Source organism: Micromonospora sp. NPDC005553, from assembly GCF_042871765.1.
Lineage (GTDB): Bacteria > Actinomycetota > Actinomycetes > Mycobacteriales > Micromonosporaceae > Micromonospora.
This window is the reverse complement of sequence record NZ_JBIAJD010000004.1, coordinates 187,725-203,843: the sequence shown is the minus strand read 5'-3', so window position 1 is coordinate 203,843 and position 16,119 is coordinate 187,725. Positions and strand designations below refer to the sequence as shown.

The window sequence follows — 16,119 nt, the reverse complement described above, 5'->3', positions numbered from 1 at the left end:
GGCCGGCGGGGCGGGGCGCCGCCCCCCCCCCCAAAAAACCCGGGGGGGGGCACACAAACCACCCCGGCGGGGGGGGGGGGGGCCGCCCCCGGGGGGGGGGGGCCCCCCCGCGGGGGTGGGGCGGGCGCGACGATCGTCGCGCCCGGTTGGTGCGCTGCCGAGGGCAGACGTCATCGGGACAGTTCCTTCTGGTACTCGGCCTGGACCGCCTTCACGTACCCCTCGGGCGTCTGCTGACCGGCGATCAGCTTCTGCATCTCCGGCGTGATCGCGGCGGCGAAGATGCCGCCGGTCGCGTTCGCGGTGAAGTCCACAGCGCCGTTCTCCGCGCCGAGCTGCTGTGACGCCTTCAGGGTCTCGGCCAGCACGGTGTTCGGGGCGGCGCTCGGCACCGGCAGGTCACTCGGGCCGCCGGGGCTGGAACCGCCGACGGTCACCGAGATCTCGCGGGCCTTGGCGTTGGTGTGCACCCAGTTCAGGAAGTACGCGGCGGCGTCCGGGTTCTTGGCCTTGGCGGAGACACCGAAGGTGTTGGGGGCGGACATCGCCACGTGCTTTCCACCGGCGGACTCGGTGGGGAAGAGGAAGAAGCCCACGTTGCCGGGCATCGACTTGTCGAGGTTGGCCGACTCCCAGTCGCCGTTGAACATGAACAGGCCGTTGCCCTTCTGGAACTCCCCCACCATGCCGGCATAGTCCAGGGCGTTGGCGTCCTTGGTGAAGTAGCCGGCCTGGGCCCACTTTTGAATGGTCTGGGTGGCCTTCAGGGCGGCCGGGGTGTCGAACGTGGCCCCCGGCTTCTGGAAGATCCAGTCGGCGACCTGGGTCGGGTCGCCGAACTGGTTCTGCAGCGCCTGGTGCGGGAAGTTGATGCCCGCGGTGTTCTTGTTGAACTGCATGATCGGCTGGACCCCGCCGGTCTTCGCCTTGGCCAGCAGTTCCTCGAACTCCGCGACGGTGGCCGGCGGCTGGGTCATGCCGATCTGAGTGGCCAGCTTCTTGTTGTAGAAGACGCCGGTGACGCTGTAGCCGAGTCCCATCCCGTACAGCGAGCCGGTGCCCCGGGTGTTCTCGCCGACGCGCAGCTGCATGAGCTGCGAGGCGGGGAACTTGTCCCAGCCGTACGCGGTGAAGTACGGGTCGAGGTTCTTGAGCAGGTCGTCCTTGACCAGGTCGACCATGGTCGGGAGCCGGATGATGTCGGGCGAGTTGTCCGACGCCATCACCCGCGGCGCGTTCTCCACGATCACCGTGAACTGGTCCTCGCGGACGTTGAACTTGACGTTCGAGTGCTGCTTGGAGAACTCGTCGGCCAACGCCTTGGCCAGCGGGAAGCCGGTCTCCGCGTACATCTCCAGGGTGATCGGGTCGGCGCCCAGCTCCGTCTTGACGGCGGCGTCGGACTTCTGGGTCGACGACCGGTCCTCGCCCGGCGCGCTGCAGGCCGTCGCGGTCATCCCGACGGCCAGCAGCGAGGCGAGGAGCACAGTTCTCCGTCGCGAAAACTTTGTCAGCAATTCTGCCATTTCATGACTCCTCGACATCTCCACGCGTCGCGCGACCCATGGCCACGCGACGGCTCCACCGGGACCACCGCGACCCGGCGGAGGCCACGACACGTACGTCGTGACCTGTCGCGCGGGCGCGGCACCCGTACCGTCAGCACAAAAGGAACCGGCACGGCCACCGAAGGCGCCTCTGGATGCACCAGAAGTGGTCGCTAAACTGATTTAGCAGAGCATGCGCGCGGCACGGGAAGCTGTCAAGGACAACTTGGCAACGGTGCGGAAACGTCGGGTTCACACCACACCCGACGTGACCGGCGCTCGATTCCGGACGGCGACGCAGCATGATGGGCAGGAGCGGCGCCCGTGGCACCGCGCCTGATTCGGAGGACTGATGGGCCGCAACAGAGCAACACTCGCCGACGTCGCGCGGATGGCCGGGCTGTCCAAGACCGCCGCGTCGATGGTGCTCAACGGCAGGGAGGGCACCCGACTCTCGGCCGAGGCGCACCAGCGGGTGTTCGCCGCCGCCGAGGAACTCGGCTACCGACCCAACCTGGCCGCGCGCAGCCTGCGCACCCGCAAGACGGCCACCATCGCGTTCGTCTCCGACATCGTGGCGACCACCCGGTTCGCCGGCGACCTCATCCGCGGCGCCCTCGACGCGGCCCGCGAACGGGACCACGTCCTGCTCATCACCGAGACGCAGGGCGACGCCACCTTCGAGCAGTACGCCATCGAGGCCGTCCTGGACCGGCAGGTCGACGGGGTTATCTACGCGGCGATGGCGACCAGACGGCTGACGGTGCCCGCCGCCATCCTCGGCGGTCCGGTGGTGCTGCTCAACGCCACCAGCCCCGACGGCCTGCCCAGCGTTGTCCCCGACGACGAGGGGGCCGGGCGCTCCGTCGCCACCGCCCTGCTGGAGCTCGGCCACCGCGACGCGATCGCGCTGATCGGCCGCAACCGGCTCAAGGAGGACGACCCCGAGGTCTCGCTCGCCGCCCGCGCCCGCCTGCACGGCATCCGGCAGACGCTGGACGAGGCGAAGGTCGGCCTCCTGGCCGAGTGTTTCTGCACCGAGTGGTTGCCCGAGCACGGGTACGCGGCCACGCGTAGCCTGCTCAGCAAGCCGGAGCGACCCAGCGCGATCATCTGCATGAACGACCGGCTGGCCTTCGGCGCGTACCAGGCACTCGGCGAGGCGGGGCTGACCGTCCCGGAGGACATCTCGGTCATCTCGTTCGACGACGACCCGATCGCCGCCTGGTTGCGTCCGAGCCTGGCCACCACTGCGCTGCCGCACGAACAGATGGGACGTCGAGCGGTCGAACTGCTCCTGGACGGGGGTGCCGTCGAGCCCTCACTGGTGCCGATGCCCCTGCGTCGACGCCGGTCCCTCGCGCCTCCGGCCGGCTGAGCAACGGCCCTCCGATCCGTACCAACGATCTGGCCCTGACCGACGCTAAAACGGTTTAGTGCTAGGTTTCCGACCATGCTTCGTCTACCCGACCACTGGGTGTGGGACAGCTGGTACGCGCGGGACGACAACGGCCTCTGGCACGTGTTCTTCCTGCGCGCGTCCCGCGCCCTGCACGACCCGCACCGCCGCCACCGCCGGGCCACCATCGGCCACGCCGTCTCGGCGGACCTGCGCTCGTGGCGCCTGGTCGCCGACGCCGTGGTCCCCTCCGACGCACCCGGCTGGGACGACCTGGCGACCTGGACGGGCTGCACGGTCCGCGGGCCGGACGGACGGTGGTACCTGTTCTACACCGGCGTCGGTCGCGCCGAGGACGGGCTCGTCCAACGCATCGGACTGGCCGTCTCCGAGGACCTCATGACGTGGCACCGGCACGGCACCGAGCCGATCGTCCAGGCCGACCCCACCTGGTACGAGCTGCTGGACAAGGAGCTGTGGTACGAGCAGGCGTGGCGTGACCCCTGGGTCTTCCCCGACCCCGACGGCGAGGGTTGGCACATGCTGATCACCGCCCGCGCCAACACCGGTCCGGCGAACACCCGTGGCGTCGTCGGCCACGCCACCTCCACCGACCTCGTCACCTGGACCGTCGCGCCGCCGCTGTCGACTCCGGCCGGCTTCGGTCACCTGGAGGTGCCCCAGGTCGCGGTGCTCGACGGGCAGCCGCTGCTGCTCTTCTCCACCGACGCCACCGGCAGCGCCCGGCGCGACGACCACCGGATCTGGGTGGCACCCGGCGAGACCACCCTCGGGCCGTGGGACATCGCGTCCGCCCAGCCGTTCACCCACCCGCACCTGTACGCACCACGGCTGGTCCCCGGACCCGCCGACGACTGGTCCCTCATCGGTTTCCTCGACCACGTCGACGGAACATTCGTCGGGGAACTCACCGATCCCATCCCGGTCCGCTACGGCTCCTCCACCGGGCTGACCGTTGTAGAAGAGCGGTAACCGGACAGATCCGGGCCGAGGCGTCTCGCCCCGGCCCGGACCTGTCGGTGTCGTGCTACTGGATCAGCTGCGCAGCTGCCACTGCTGGTTGGTGCCGCCGGAGCAGGCCCAGAGGATCAGCTTCGTGCCGTTCGCCGTCGCGGCTGCGTTGGCGTCCAGGCAGAGACCCGACTGGACTCCCGTGATCGTGCCGTTGGCGTTGACGTTCCACTGCTGGTTGACACCACCGTTGCAGTCCCAGATCACCACCTTCGTGCCGTTGACGGTGCCCTGGCCGGAGGCGTCCAGGCACTTGGTGCCGTAGACCATGAGCTGCCGGCTGGCGGTATGCGTCCACCGCTGGTTGGCGACGTTACTGATGCAGTCCCAGATCTGAGCCTGCGTGCCGTTGGTCGTGCTGGAGTTGCCGATCTCGGCACAGCGGCCCGACTGGGCGCCCACGATCTGCACGTTCGTCGGGTTGGTGCTGCCACCGCTCTGCACGCCGGCCGTGTTGATCACGGTCTGCGCGCCCGACGGCCAGTTGCCGTTGCTGACCGTGACGTTGCCGTTGACGACGTTGCCGCGGTCACCGTTCGTCACGTTCGTGCCGCTGCTGGTCGACCAGTTGTTGGTGACCGTGAAGTTGCCCATGTTCTCGGCGTAGTAGTAGTTGGCGGTCGCCCAGGTGCCGGTGGAGGAGAACACGTTGTTACGGGCGGTGTAGTAGCGCGAGCCCTCGTCGAAGTAGAGCCCGAACCAGCCGTTGGTCCGCAGGCAGTAGTTCTCGGCGATCAATCCGCCCGGGTTCGCCGACAGCGAGTAGATGCACCCGCCGTCGGTCATCTGCTGCATGACGTCGTGCACGTAGTTGCCGATGACCTGGTTGTTGGCAGCGGTGGTCGCCGTGGAGTAACGCGGCTGGTAGTTGTACAGGCCACGGTTCGCGTAGTGCTGGCTGCCGCCGGCGTCGTTGGCGCCCCAGCCGTAGCCGACCGACAGGCCGGTGTACGGCATGTTGTACACCTCGTTGTGCGAGACCAGCGAGGTGTTCACGTAGGTCGTCAGGATCGAGACGACGCCCCGGTACTCCAGACCGAGATCGTGCACCTTGTTGTTGCTGATGGTGACGTTGCGGTTGACCATCCGCTGGTCACTGGGGTGGTGGGCGTCGGCGCGTACGCCGCCGACCACGACGCCACCGGCGGAGTTGCGGGCGATCTCGGAGCGGGTGACGGTGATGTTGTTGGCCCCCAGGCCGACGCCGCTGGCGTGGGCGTTGGCGTCGTTGCCGATGCCGATGGCCGTCTGCCCGAGGTTGACGAACTGGGAGTCACTGAAGCTGATGGTGTTGGCGGCGGAGACCTGCACCGCGGCCGGCATCTGCGCCCAGCTCGGGCGGGTGGCCTCGAACAGCTGGCAACCCTCCTGGCAGGAGGTCAGCGCGTCCGACGGGCGGGCCCAGGAACCGACGATGTGCGCGCCGGTCTGCTGGTCGGCGAAGCCGTTGCTGCTGCTCGGGCCGAGCCAGCTGGTGCCGGTGAAGGTGATCCCGCTGAACGAGATGTGGTGCGCGGGCGCGTCGTAGGTGCCGCCGACGTTCACCAGGGACTGCAACTGCGGCAGCTCCACGCTGACCGAGCTCATGTTCTGTCCGCTGAGCGGGATGTAGTTGAGCTGGCCGTTACTCGGGTTGAGATACCACTCCCCCGCCGAGTCCAGGAACTCGTACGCGTTGGCCAGGTAGAACGGGCCTGCCCGGTGGGGACGGGACAGCGTGTCGAACCCGAAGGTGTTGTTGTTCCACGCCGGCTGCTGCATCGTCAGGAAGTTTCCGCTGATGCTCTGCACCGGCGAGTACCGGTCGGTGAACGAGCCGACGCTCTCCACCTCGACCCGGTTCTGGTTGCCGAGGTTGTTCAGGTAGTTCAGCGCACTGTTGGTGAACCGCATGCCGGACGTGGTGAAGGTGAAGTCGGAGCGGTTCACGGCGGTGCGTGCCCGGGTGGCGACGGCCCCGTTGACGTAGAGCTGACGGGAGTCGAGCCCGGCGCCGACGTTGGCCCGCCAGATGTTCTTTCCCGAGTCGACGAGCGACCAGCCGGTGACCGCCCGGGCACCGGTGATCGTCGGACGCGCGCCGGAGGCCGCCCGCCAGATCACCTGATAGCCGTTGTTGCCCGAGTCGGCCGCGGTGAACCGCAGCGGCGACGAGAGCCGGTACGCGCCGTTGGCCAACTCCACGACGATGTCACCGGACATCGCGCTGTTGATCGCCCGTACCGCGGTCTGGGCGGCGGTCAGCGAACACGGTTGGCTGGCGGAACACGCGGTGCCGGTGCCGGAGGGCGACGCGTAGAGGGTGGTGGTGGCCGCGGAGGCCGGGGACGCCGAGGCGGTTACCGCGACCAGCGCGGTCACCGCTGTCGCGGCGGCGCCGGCCAGCAGTCGGCGCAGCGACGAAGGGGACGAGGACATGGGACGGTGCTCCTGACATGAGAACGGGGTGGGGGTGGCGGAGCGGCCTCGACCAGCGCGGGGGTGACGGGTCGGGCAGTTATCCGAGGATCTCCCGGAGATAGCGCAGGCCGTCCGTGGCGAGACGGTCCTGCGAGGGGGCCAACGGACGCCAGATCGCCGCGGCGGTGGCAATGGTTTCGTTCTCCGCGGTGAACGACTCGATGCAGATCGAGCCCTGGTAACCGGTGTCCCGCAGGACGGTGAAGAACCGGGGCCAGTCGAAGTGGTCGGCACCCGGAGCGCCCCGGTTGGTGCCGCTGACCTGGACGTGCTTGATGTGCCGGCCGGCGACGGCGAGGGCCGCGTAGGGGTCGGCCTCCTCGATGTTCATGTGGTAGGTATCGATCATGATGCCGACGTTCGGCGGTAGCCCGTCGATCAATTCGATCGTCTGCTCGATCGTGTTGACGACGCTCGTCTCGTAGCGGTTCAACGCCTCGACACCGATGCTCACGCCCCACTCACCGGCCTGCTCGGCCACCGGTGCCAGGGCCCGCCGGAAATCCGCGTAGCAGGCCGCGCGGGCCGTTGGCGACATCCGCCAGGTGCGGCCGACCGAGGCGTACACGGGGCCGCCGACGCATCCAGCGCCGACGGCCGCCGCGTTCTCCACACAATTCATCAGGTACGCCACCGTCGACTCGACGACCGCTGGCGCGGCGTCCACCAGGTCCCGTCCGGGCGGGGTGACCGCGCAGACGCCGGCGGCGACGAGACCGTGCTCGGCCAGCAGGTCCCGGGTGCGGACCGGATCCCAGTCACCGGGCTGCTCGATCGGCAACTCGACCGCGTCGAAGCCGAACGACGCGATCCGCGGGATCAGCTCGGCCAGGGCCTTGTCGTCGACCGGCGAGGCCCACACCCAGGGGTTGACGCCGATGGCGTACATCGATTCCTACTTCCAGCGCTGCGGGTAGCCGGGCAGGTCGGTGCAGCCGCACATCGCGTAGTGCAGCGGCGGCATGCTCGGGTCGAGGTACTTGTCGAGGTTGTCCTGCGTGACGGTCGGCTGTGGCAGCTTCCACGGGCTGGACACCTGCTTGCCGTCGAGGATCTGCAGCACCGCCAGGATCGGCGTCCGCCACTGGTAGGTCGGGTAGGTCGGTGCGATCGCGGTGAGGTTCTTGTCCTTCCAGATCTTCAGGAAGTCGAGCTGGTCCTCGCCGTTCATCGGCGGAACGGGCTTGCCCGCGTCCTGGAACGCCTCGACCGCCGCGACGGCCGTCGCTCCGGCGTCCATCCAGACACCGTCGATCGTGCCGTACCGCTGGATGTAGTCGTCGACGATCTTCTTGGTCTTGGCCGGGTCACCGTCGGTGAACTCGACGCCCACGACGTCGACCTTCGCCTTGTCGAACGCCACCTTCGCCGCCGACCAGCGGGTCTCCAGGACGTCCACGCCCGGCAGGATCCGCAGGGCGAGGACCTTGCCACCGGGCTTCATCTTCTGGCTGACGAACTCGGCGCCGACGTGGCCGAACCCGTAGCCGCCGATGGGGTTGATGAACGTCACCGGGCACTTCGTGTTGACACCGCGGTCGAAGACGACGACCGGCAGCCCCGCCTTGCAGGCGGCCTCGACGGCCGGGGTGAGCGTGGCGGTGGTGTTCGGCGAGACGATGAGCGCGTCGCAGCCCTTGCCGAGCAGATCGTTGATGTCAGCGATCTGCTTCTGGTCCTTGCCCTCGGCGTCGACGTGCACGAACTCCTTGATGCGACTCTTCTGCGCCTCGACCTCGGCCTGCATGGTCTTGAACCCGACCTGCCGCCAGGGGTTGTTCAGCGCCGCGTTCGAGAAGCAGATCTTGTGCGGGCCGTTCTTCTTGAACTTGGCGGTGTCGACCATCGTGGGGTTGAGCACCTGCTCCCACGGCTTGTCGGCCGGGCCCGTCGGTGCCGCGTCGAGCAGCGCCAACTCGGCGTCGTAGTCGGCCTGCACGAAGAACTTCGACTGGTCTCCGGTGCCGGAACCAGTGGCGGCGGACGCGCTTCCCGACGGGCTCGCGGCCGGCTCGTCGGTGGCACAGGCGGCAAGGGACAGCAGGGTGACAGCGGCAATGGCCGCCATGGAACGTCGCACTATGGTTTCCCCTTTATCTCGACGAAGAACGGGTTGCCGAGACCGCCACGGCGAGCAGAATGATCGCGCCCTGGACGGTCGACCTGAGGGCGCCGGAGACGCCGTAGAAATTCATGAGGGCGAACAGCAGTTCGAGGGTCAGCGCGCCGAGCATCGCCCCGACGACCGCGCCGCGACCTCCGCCGAGCGCCACTCCACCAAGGACGACAGCGGTGATCGCACCGAACTCCAGGCCCGCGCCGGCCTGGAACGACACGCCGCTGTAGCCGCCTAGGAGGATGGCCGCCACCGCCGCCGCGAGCCCGCTGAGGATGAAGGCGAAGGTCCGGGTACGCCAGACGCGTACGCCGCTGAGCTCGGCGGTGCGCGGGTTGTCGCCGACGGCGACCAGCGTCCGGCCGAAGTCCGAGCGCATCAGCAGCACGGCCGCCACCGCCAGGACCACCAGGACCAACAGCGCGTACGGCACGCGGCCCAGCACCGGCACGTCCTCGAAGGCCCGCCGGCCGAACCGTCGGAACTCCTCGGAGAGCCCACCCTTCGGTGCGCCGTCGGACCACAGGTAGACAGCGCCGACGAGGATCAGGAACATGCCGAGTGTGGTGATGAACGACGGCACCCGCAGCCGTGTCGTGATCAGGCCGTTGACCAGCCCGACCAGTGCGCCGAAGGCGAGCAGGAGCAGCACCACCGGCCAGGTACGCGCCGGGTCGCTGTCGATCAGCCGGGCGGCCACCACCACCTGGGCGGTGACCAGGGAACCGACCGACAGGTCGAATTCGCCGGACACGATCACGAAGTACTGGCCGGCGGCGAGCAGGATGATCGGGGCCGAACGGCCGAGGAAGGACATCAGCGACTGCGGGGCCAGGAAGTCGGGCTGACGAATGCCGACGAGCACCAACAGCACCGCGAGGATCGCGAGGATCGGCAGGACGCCACCGGGACGCATCCGCGGCAGACGCAGTGGCAGGGAACGGGGCTGGACGGTCTGCATGGCTAGGCCGCCTTTCGCATGGCCCGGCGGGCGTAGACGGCGACCGCGGCGATGATGATGACGCCCCGGATCACCTGCTTGAAGAAGGCGTCGACCTCGAGCTGGTTGAAGATGGCGTCGATGCTGGCCAGCAGCAGCACCCCGCCGACCGTGCCGATGACGCCGCCGCGCCCACCGGCGAGGGCGGTTCCGCCGATCACCACCGCGGCGATCGACTCCAGGTCGTAGAGGCCCTCGGTGCCGACCCGGGGGGCGCCCGAGCCGAGCCGACTGGCGAGGTAGATGCCGGCCAGCCCCGCGCACATCGAACACAGGACGTGGGCGGTGACGAGAACCCGGTCGTTGCGGACGCCGGAGAGTCGTGCCACCTCCGGGTCCCCGCCGACGGCGACCAGGTGGTGACCGAAGCGGGTCCGCGACAGCGCGAACCAGGCCGCCGCGGTGACCGCTATCAACAGCAGGAACGACACCGGCACCGGCCCGACCCGCTGATAGCCGAGCGCCTGCACGAGCGAGGGTGCGGTGGTGCCGGCCGGGCCGTCGTAGCCGTTGTCGAGATAACCCTTGAGCAGCAACCCGACGCCCAGGGTCGCGATGAACGCGTTGACCCGGAACCTGGTGACGAGGAGCCCGTTGAGCAACCCGACACCGGCGCTGACGACGAGCACCAGGCCGATCGCCGGCAGCACCGCGCCGTCGCTGCCGTTCATCGTCTCGGCCGCGACGAGGGTGCTGAGACTGATCACGTACGCCACCGAGAGGTCGAGCGAGCCCCCCAGGATGACAAGGGTCTGGCCCACCGCGACCAGCCCGAGGCCGGCCGCGACATGCAGCAGACTCACTGTCGTGGACTGGTTGAAGAGCTGACCACCGTCGAGCAGGACGACCAGCCAGCCGATCGTCAGGGTCAGGGTCAGGGCCACGAACACGCCCGGTACGGAACGCCGGGCCGGCAGCAGCGACAGAGCGCTCATGCGGCAACCTCACGTGTCGTGCCGACCGCCAGCGCGACGACCTCCTCCTCGGTCGCGCCGGCGGGCAGTTCACCCGCGACGTGGCCGTCCCGCATGACGACGATCCGGTCACTCATTCCCAGCAGCTCCGGTAGATCGGACGAGATCATCAGCACGGCCGCGCCATCCCGGGCGAGGCGGCGGACGAGATCGTGGATGGCTGATTTCGCGCCCACGTCGATGCCCCGGGTCGGCTCGTCGAAGAGCAGGATCCGCGGGTTGAGCGCGAGCCACCGGGCCAGCACGACCTTCTGCTGGTTGCCCCCGGACAGGAAACGGATCTCCTGGTCGTCGCCGGCGCCACGGATCTCCACGGCGGCCAGCAACTCGCGTACCCGGGCGGTCCTCGCCGCCCGGCCGGACCGGGCGGCGAAGACGGCCCGGCTGGCGAGCAGCGCGTTGTCCAGCACCGACTGCCGGGGGACGATCCCCTCGCCCTTGCGGTCCTCGGTGACGTAGGCGATGCCGGCCCGCATGGCGGTCCGGGGTGAGCGCAGTCGGACCGGCCGGTCGTCGAGTGTGATGTCGCCGGTCGTGAACGGCGACACCCCGAAGAGCGCGCGGGCCAGCGCCGAGCGCCCGGAACCCTGGAGGCCGCCGATGCCGAGCACCTCGCCGGCGCGCAACTGGAGGTTGATGTCCCGCAGCTTCCGGTTGCCCGCGTCGCGAAGGTTGAGCCGCACCGGGCCCCGGTCCTCGGGGGCGGCCCGGTCCGGGTAGTAGCTGGACAGTTCCCGGCCGACCATGTGCCGTACCAACTCGTCGGCGGTGGTGGCAGCGGTGTCCACTGTGGTTACCCGACGGCCGTCCTTGAGCACTGTGATCCGCCCGGACAGGTCGAAGACCTCGGCGAGCCGGTGCGAGACGTACAGCAGCCCGATGCCCCGCTCCTGGAGTCGGCGCACCAGCCCGTAGAGCAGCTCGACCTCGTGGTCGGCCAGCGCGGCGGTCGGTTCGTCCATGATGAGCAGCCGCGCGTCCAGGGCGAGCGCCTTGGCGATCTCGACGACCTGCTGCTGCGCGACGCCCAGCTGCCCCACCCGGGCGTCGGCCGGCAATGTGGTCTCACCGATCGAGGCGAGCAGCCGCGTGGTGCGGTCGATCATCCCCCGACGGTCGACGAGCCCGCGTCGGACCGGCTCGTGCCCCAGGTAGACGTTCTCCGCGACGGTGCGCTCCGGGAGCAGGTTGAATTCCTGGTGGATGATGCCGATGCCGGCCCGCTGCGCGTCGCGCGGGCCACGGAACGTACGCGTCGCACCGGCGAACTCGACAGTGCCCCCGTCCGGGGCGTGCCCGCCCGAGACGATCTTCATGAGGGTCGACTTCCCGGCACCGTTCTCACCGACCACGGCGTGCACCTCGCCCGGCGCGACATCGAGGTCGACACCGTCGAGAACGCGGACTCCGAGGAAGGACTTGCCGATGCCCCGGAGGGTGAGAAGCGGCGTCGGCGGCGGATCTGACATCCCGAAAACCCTCACAGACAGTAGTCATAGACATGTTTAGATGCCACACTACGGCGGCTTTGAGGCACTGAACAACAAGCTTTCGTGGCTACAACCACGACTTACGTTCTTGCGGTGCAAACATTCCCTTGACACCGACGAAACATCACACGTATGAAGATAGATGTTTGGATGCGGGTCCGCAATCCTCGATCAAGACTGACTGCCAGGTCGGGCCAGGATCGACAGGCGGCACCGCAGCGAGGAAGCCGGGCACGGACGCCGTCCACCGGGCAGGACGTCGGACGTTACTTTGCGGATTGACAGTCATCGATCTCTAGCTCATCCTGACCTCGTGGACCCCGGGACGAGAACCACAGCCACGATCACGCTGTGTGACGTCTCGCAGGTCTGACTGCCGTTGCGGCGAACGGCATGAGGCAGACAAGCGCGCCCGCGTCCCCTCACGTGTCCAGGGTCAACCTGACGCGTCGGAGGGCCCGCGGTCGCAATCCCTACGCCCGCCCAACCTAGGAGACGGCATGCGTCGTAACACATTGCTCATCTCGGTGATCGCCGGCTTGTTACTGGCGCTCGGACTCGCTCCACCCGCGTCGGCGGCCCCGGCCTTCCGCGCCCTGGTGTTCAGCAAGACCACCGGCTACCGCCACGACTCGATTCCCGCTGGGATCAGCATGATCCAGCAGCAGGCGGCGGCGAACAACTTCGAGGTGGTGGCCACTGAGGACTCAAGCGTCTTCACCGCCAGCAACCTGGCCACCTTCGACGTGATCGTCATGCTCCAGACCTCCGGCATGGTCTGGACCTCGGCGGCGCAGCGCCAGGCGGTGGAGGGCTACCTCGCCAGCGGCAAGGGCATCGTGGGCATCCACAACGCCCTCGACATGGGCATCGAGAGCGAATACCCGTGGTGGGACCAGACCATCAACGGTGGCGCCCACATGCCCGAGCACTCCCCCGGCGTGCTCCAGGGCACCGCCATCGTCGCCGACAAGAAGCACCCGTCGACGGCCAGCCTGCCGGATCGGTGGACCCGCAGCGAAGAGTGGTACAACTTCGACGCCAACCCGCGCGGCAACGTGCACGTGCTGGTGACCGCCGACGAGCGCACGTACAACCCGGGATCCCGGGCAATGGGCCCGGACCATCCGATCTCCTGGTGCCGCAACACCAATGGCGGGCGAGTGTGGGCCACCGCGATGGGCCACGCGATCGGCTCCTACAGCGAGGCGAACTTCCAGAATCACGTGCTCGGTGGCATCAAGTGGGCGGCCGGTAACGCCGCCGGTGACTGCGGCGGCACCGTCTGGGGCAACTTCGAGAAGCGCACCCTCGACGACAACACCGTCGACCCGATGGCGCTGGGTGTGGCACCGGACGGCCGGGTCTTCTACGTCCAGCGCGGCGGCCAGGTGAAGATCTTCAAGCCCTCCACCAACAGCACCGTCACCGCTGGCACCCTCAGCGTCTACACCGGCGGTGAGGACGGCCTGACCGGCATGGCGCTGGACCCCAACTTCGCCACCAACGGCTACATCTACCTCTACCACTCGCCGGCCAGCAGCAGCACCGACGTCAACCGGGTCTCCCGCTACACGGTCAGCGGTGACACGCTGAACACGTCGAGCGGTGTGACGATCATCGACATCCCGGCGTACCGGGACCGCACGTTCCCCGAGCCCGGCCACACCGGCGGGTACATCAAGTTCGGTCCGGACGGCAACCTCTTCATCGGCACCGGCGACGACACACCGCCGAATCTGGACCCGAACTGGCAGGGCTACGCCCCGCTGGACTGGCGGTCGGGCAAGTCCAACCTGGACGCCGCCCGCAGCGCCGGCAACACCAACGACCTGCGCGGCAAGCTGCTGCGCATCCGGCCCTCGGCCAGCGGTGGCTACACCATCCCGTCGGGCAACCTCTACCCCCAGGGCACCGCGCAGACCAAGCCCGAGGTCTACGCGATGGGCTTCCGCAACCCGTTCCGCTTCTCCATCGACCCGGCCAACGGCTGGGTCTACCTGGCCGACTACGGCCCGGACCGGAACCCGCCCACCACCAACCGCGGGCCCGAGGGCCTGGTCGAGCTGAACGTCATCAAGCAGGCCGGCAACTACGGCTGGCCGTTCTGCCACGGCGACAACCAGCCCTACGCGCCGTTCAACCCGGACACCGGCGTCGTCGGCTCCAAGTTCAACTGCAGCTCGCCGGTCAACAACTCGCCGAACAACACCGGTCTGACCAGCCTGAAGCCGGTCGTCGCACCCAATATCTGGTACGGCTACGGCACCTCGCCGACCTTCACAGAGTTGGGCTCCGGCGGCTCGGCGCCGATGGGTGGACCGATCTACCGGTACGACGCGTCGAACCCCTCCGCGACGAAGTTCCCGCCCTACTACGACGGTGTGCACTTCTTCTACGAGTGGGCGCGCAACTACGTCAAGGAGGTGCACTTCGACTCCTCCTCGGCGGTCACCCGCACCAACCCGTTCCTGCCCAACGTGCGGTTCAACAAGCCGATGGACATGGAGTTCGGCAAGGACGGCTCGCTCTACCTGCTGGAGTGGGGCACCAACTTCGGCGGCGGCAACAGCGACTCCGGGCTCTACCGGATCGACTACAACCAGGGCGGCCGGTCACCGATCGTCAAGGCCACCGGCACGCCCACCAGCGGCAGCGCACCGCTGACCGTCCAGTTCAGCAGCGCCGGCACGTCCGACCCGGACGGCAACGCGCTGAGCTACCTGTGGACGTTCGGCGACGGCACCACCTCGACGGCGGCCAACCCGTCGAAGGTGTACACCTCCAACGGCAACTACACCGCCCAGTTGAAGGTCACCAACAGCGCCGGCAAGACCGGCTTCGCCAACGTTCCGATCACCGTCGGCAACAGCGCCCCGGTGGTCACCATCACCACACCGGGCAACGGCGGCATGCTGACCTTCGGTGACAAGGTGTCGTACCAGATCACAGTGACCGATCCGGACGGCGGAACCGTCGACTGCTCGAAGGTGTTCCTCAACCCGGCGCTGGGTCACGACGACCACGCCCACGAGACCACCGAGTACCCGGGCTGCTCGGGCACCATCTCCACCGATTTGCTCGGTGGGCACCCCGATGGCGCCAACCTGTTCTACGTGCTGAACGCGCGGTACACCGACAACGGCGGCTCGGGCGGCGGGTCCCCGCTCACCGGCACCGCACAGGCGATCCTGCAACCGAAGCACAAGCAGTCCGAGTACTTCAGCAGCCAGTCCGGCATCCGGGTGGTCGACCAGGCGGCCGCGGAGAGCACCAAGCGCGTCGGTGACATCTCCAGCAACGACTGGATCGCGTTCAACCCGATGAACCTGTCGGGGATCTCGACGGTCAGCTACCGGCTGTCGTCGCCGTCCGGCGGCGGCTCGATCGAGCTGCGGGCCGACTCGCCGACCGGCACGCTGCTGGCCACCACCACGGTGCCCAGCACGGGTGGCTGGGACAACTACCAGTCCACGACACCGGTGAGCGTCGCCGCCCTCGGCGGTACGCACACGCTCTACATGGTGTTCAAGAACAGCAACAACTCGTTCGATCTGGACGCGCACACCTTCGGCGGCAACGGCGTCGGGACACCCGGCACCGGCACCGGCCTGGCCGGCAAGACCTACACGGTCACGGCGCAGCACAGCAACAAGCTGATGGACGTCAGCGGTGTCTCCACCGCCGACGGCGCCCAGATCACCCAGTGGGCGTCCACCGGTGGCAACAACCAGAAGTGGCAGGCCGTCGACGCCGGTAACGGCGCGCTCTACCTCAAGGCGGTGCACAGCGGCAAGTGCGTCGAGGTCGTCGGCAGCTCGACCACGGCGGGTGCCTTCCTCCAGCAGGCCACCTGCAACAACGGCAACCAGCAGAAGTTCACCGCCACCGCGACCGGAACCTCCGGCGTGTACACGGTGAAGAGTGTGCTGAGCGGGCTCTGCCTGGACGTCAACGGCGCTTCCACGGCCGACGGCGCCCGGGTGTTGCAGTGGACCTGCAGCAACGCGGCGAACCAGCAGTGGCGGTTCACCGCGCTCTGACCCTGCGGCTGTCGCGGTAACAGATGACGTCCCGGTCGGGACCGGTGTCCGAGTAACG

9 protein-coding genes and 1 pseudogene are annotated in these 16,119 nt (G+C 68.5%); 3 read left to right on the top strand and 7 right to left on the bottom strand.

Features of this window, described 5'->3' with window-relative positions; genetic code table 11:
- Positions 1-170 precede the first annotated feature (170 nt).
- Positions 171-1,487, bottom strand: coding sequence for an extracellular solute-binding protein (locus tag ACFYPG_RS18125; RefSeq protein WP_357262146.1), 1,317 nt, complete (start codon positions 1,485-1,487; stop codon positions 171-173).
- A 412-nt stretch (positions 1,488-1,899) separates the two neighbouring features.
- Here ACFYPG_RS18125 and ACFYPG_RS18120 point away from each other — a divergent pair, with 412 nt between their 5' ends.
- Entirely contained in the window at positions 1,900-2,925 is a 1,026-nt protein-coding gene (locus ACFYPG_RS18120) for a LacI family DNA-binding transcriptional regulator (RefSeq protein ID WP_355006919.1), read from the top strand.
- A gap of 54 nt (positions 2,926-2,979) precedes the next feature.
- Positions 2,980-3,939: pseudogene (locus tag ACFYPG_RS18115) on the top strand (family 43 glycosylhydrolase); the annotation flags it as partial.
- Between the two features lie 63 nt (positions 3,940-4,002).
- Here ACFYPG_RS18115 and ACFYPG_RS18110 read toward each other — a convergent pair.
- From ACFYPG_RS18110 to ACFYPG_RS18085, 6 genes are all read right to left on the bottom strand, one after another.
- Positions 4,003-6,396: an RICIN domain-containing protein gene (locus ACFYPG_RS18110; RefSeq protein WP_355006920.1), complete on the bottom strand. Its 2,394-nt coding sequence runs from the start codon at positions 6,394-6,396 to the stop codon at positions 4,003-4,005.
- 79 nt (positions 6,397-6,475) lie between these two features.
- On the bottom strand, positions 6,476-7,327 hold the full coding sequence (locus tag ACFYPG_RS18105; protein WP_355006921.1) for a sugar phosphate isomerase/epimerase family protein: 852 nt from the start codon (positions 7,325-7,327) through the stop codon (positions 6,476-6,478).
- A gap of 6 nt (positions 7,328-7,333) precedes the next feature.
- Positions 7,334-8,518, bottom strand: coding sequence for an ABC transporter substrate-binding protein (locus ACFYPG_RS18100; protein ID WP_307857817.1), 1,185 nt, complete (start codon positions 8,516-8,518; stop codon positions 7,334-7,336).
- Between the two features lie 13 nt (positions 8,519-8,531).
- The gene (locus ACFYPG_RS18095) at positions 8,532-9,515 is read right to left on the bottom strand and encodes an ABC transporter permease (protein ID WP_355006923.1); all 984 of its coding nucleotides are present in this window, start codon (positions 9,513-9,515) and stop codon (positions 8,532-8,534) included.
- A gap of 2 nt (positions 9,516-9,517) precedes the next feature.
- A complete protein-coding gene (locus ACFYPG_RS18090; RefSeq protein WP_112585260.1) occupies positions 9,518-10,489 on the bottom strand; it encodes an ABC transporter permease in 972 nt (323 codons plus the stop codon).
- A complete protein-coding gene (locus tag ACFYPG_RS18085; protein WP_387352926.1) occupies positions 10,486-11,997 on the bottom strand; it encodes a sugar ABC transporter ATP-binding protein in 1,512 nt (503 codons plus the stop codon). The genes ACFYPG_RS18090 and ACFYPG_RS18085 overlap by 4 nt, the downstream gene beginning before the upstream one ends.
- Positions 11,998-12,518: 521 nt before the next feature.
- Between ACFYPG_RS18085 and ACFYPG_RS18080 the strand changes: the two genes are divergently transcribed.
- Positions 12,519-16,061, top strand: a complete 3,543-nt coding sequence (locus ACFYPG_RS18080; RefSeq protein ID WP_387352925.1) for a ThuA domain-containing protein — start codon at positions 12,519-12,521, stop codon at positions 16,059-16,061.
- Positions 16,062-16,119: the final 58 nt, after the last annotated feature.

Coding starts and splice junctions, on each gene's coding strand:
- ACFYPG_RS18120 (WP_355006919.1), top strand. CDS start 1,900: ATGGGCCGCAACAGAGCAACACTCGCCGACGTCGCGCGGATGGCCGGG.
- ACFYPG_RS18110 (WP_355006920.1), bottom strand. CDS start 6,396: ATGTCCTCGTCCCCTTCGTCGCTGCGCCGACTGCTGGCCGGCGCCGCC.
- ACFYPG_RS18105 (WP_355006921.1), bottom strand. CDS start 7,327: ATGTACGCCATCGGCGTCAACCCCTGGGTGTGGGCCTCGCCGGTCGAC.
- ACFYPG_RS18095 (WP_355006923.1), bottom strand. CDS start 9,515: ATGCAGACCGTCCAGCCCCGTTCCCTGCCACTGCGTCTGCCGCGGATG.
- ACFYPG_RS18090 (WP_112585260.1), bottom strand. CDS start 10,489: ATGAGCGCTCTGTCGCTGCTGCCGGCCCGGCGTTCCGTACCGGGCGTG.
- ACFYPG_RS18085 (WP_387352926.1), bottom strand. CDS start 11,997: ATGTCAGATCCGCCGCCGACGCCGCTTCTCACCCTCCGGGGCATCGGC.
- ACFYPG_RS18080 (WP_387352925.1), top strand. CDS start 12,519: ATGCGTCGTAACACATTGCTCATCTCGGTGATCGCCGGCTTGTTACTG.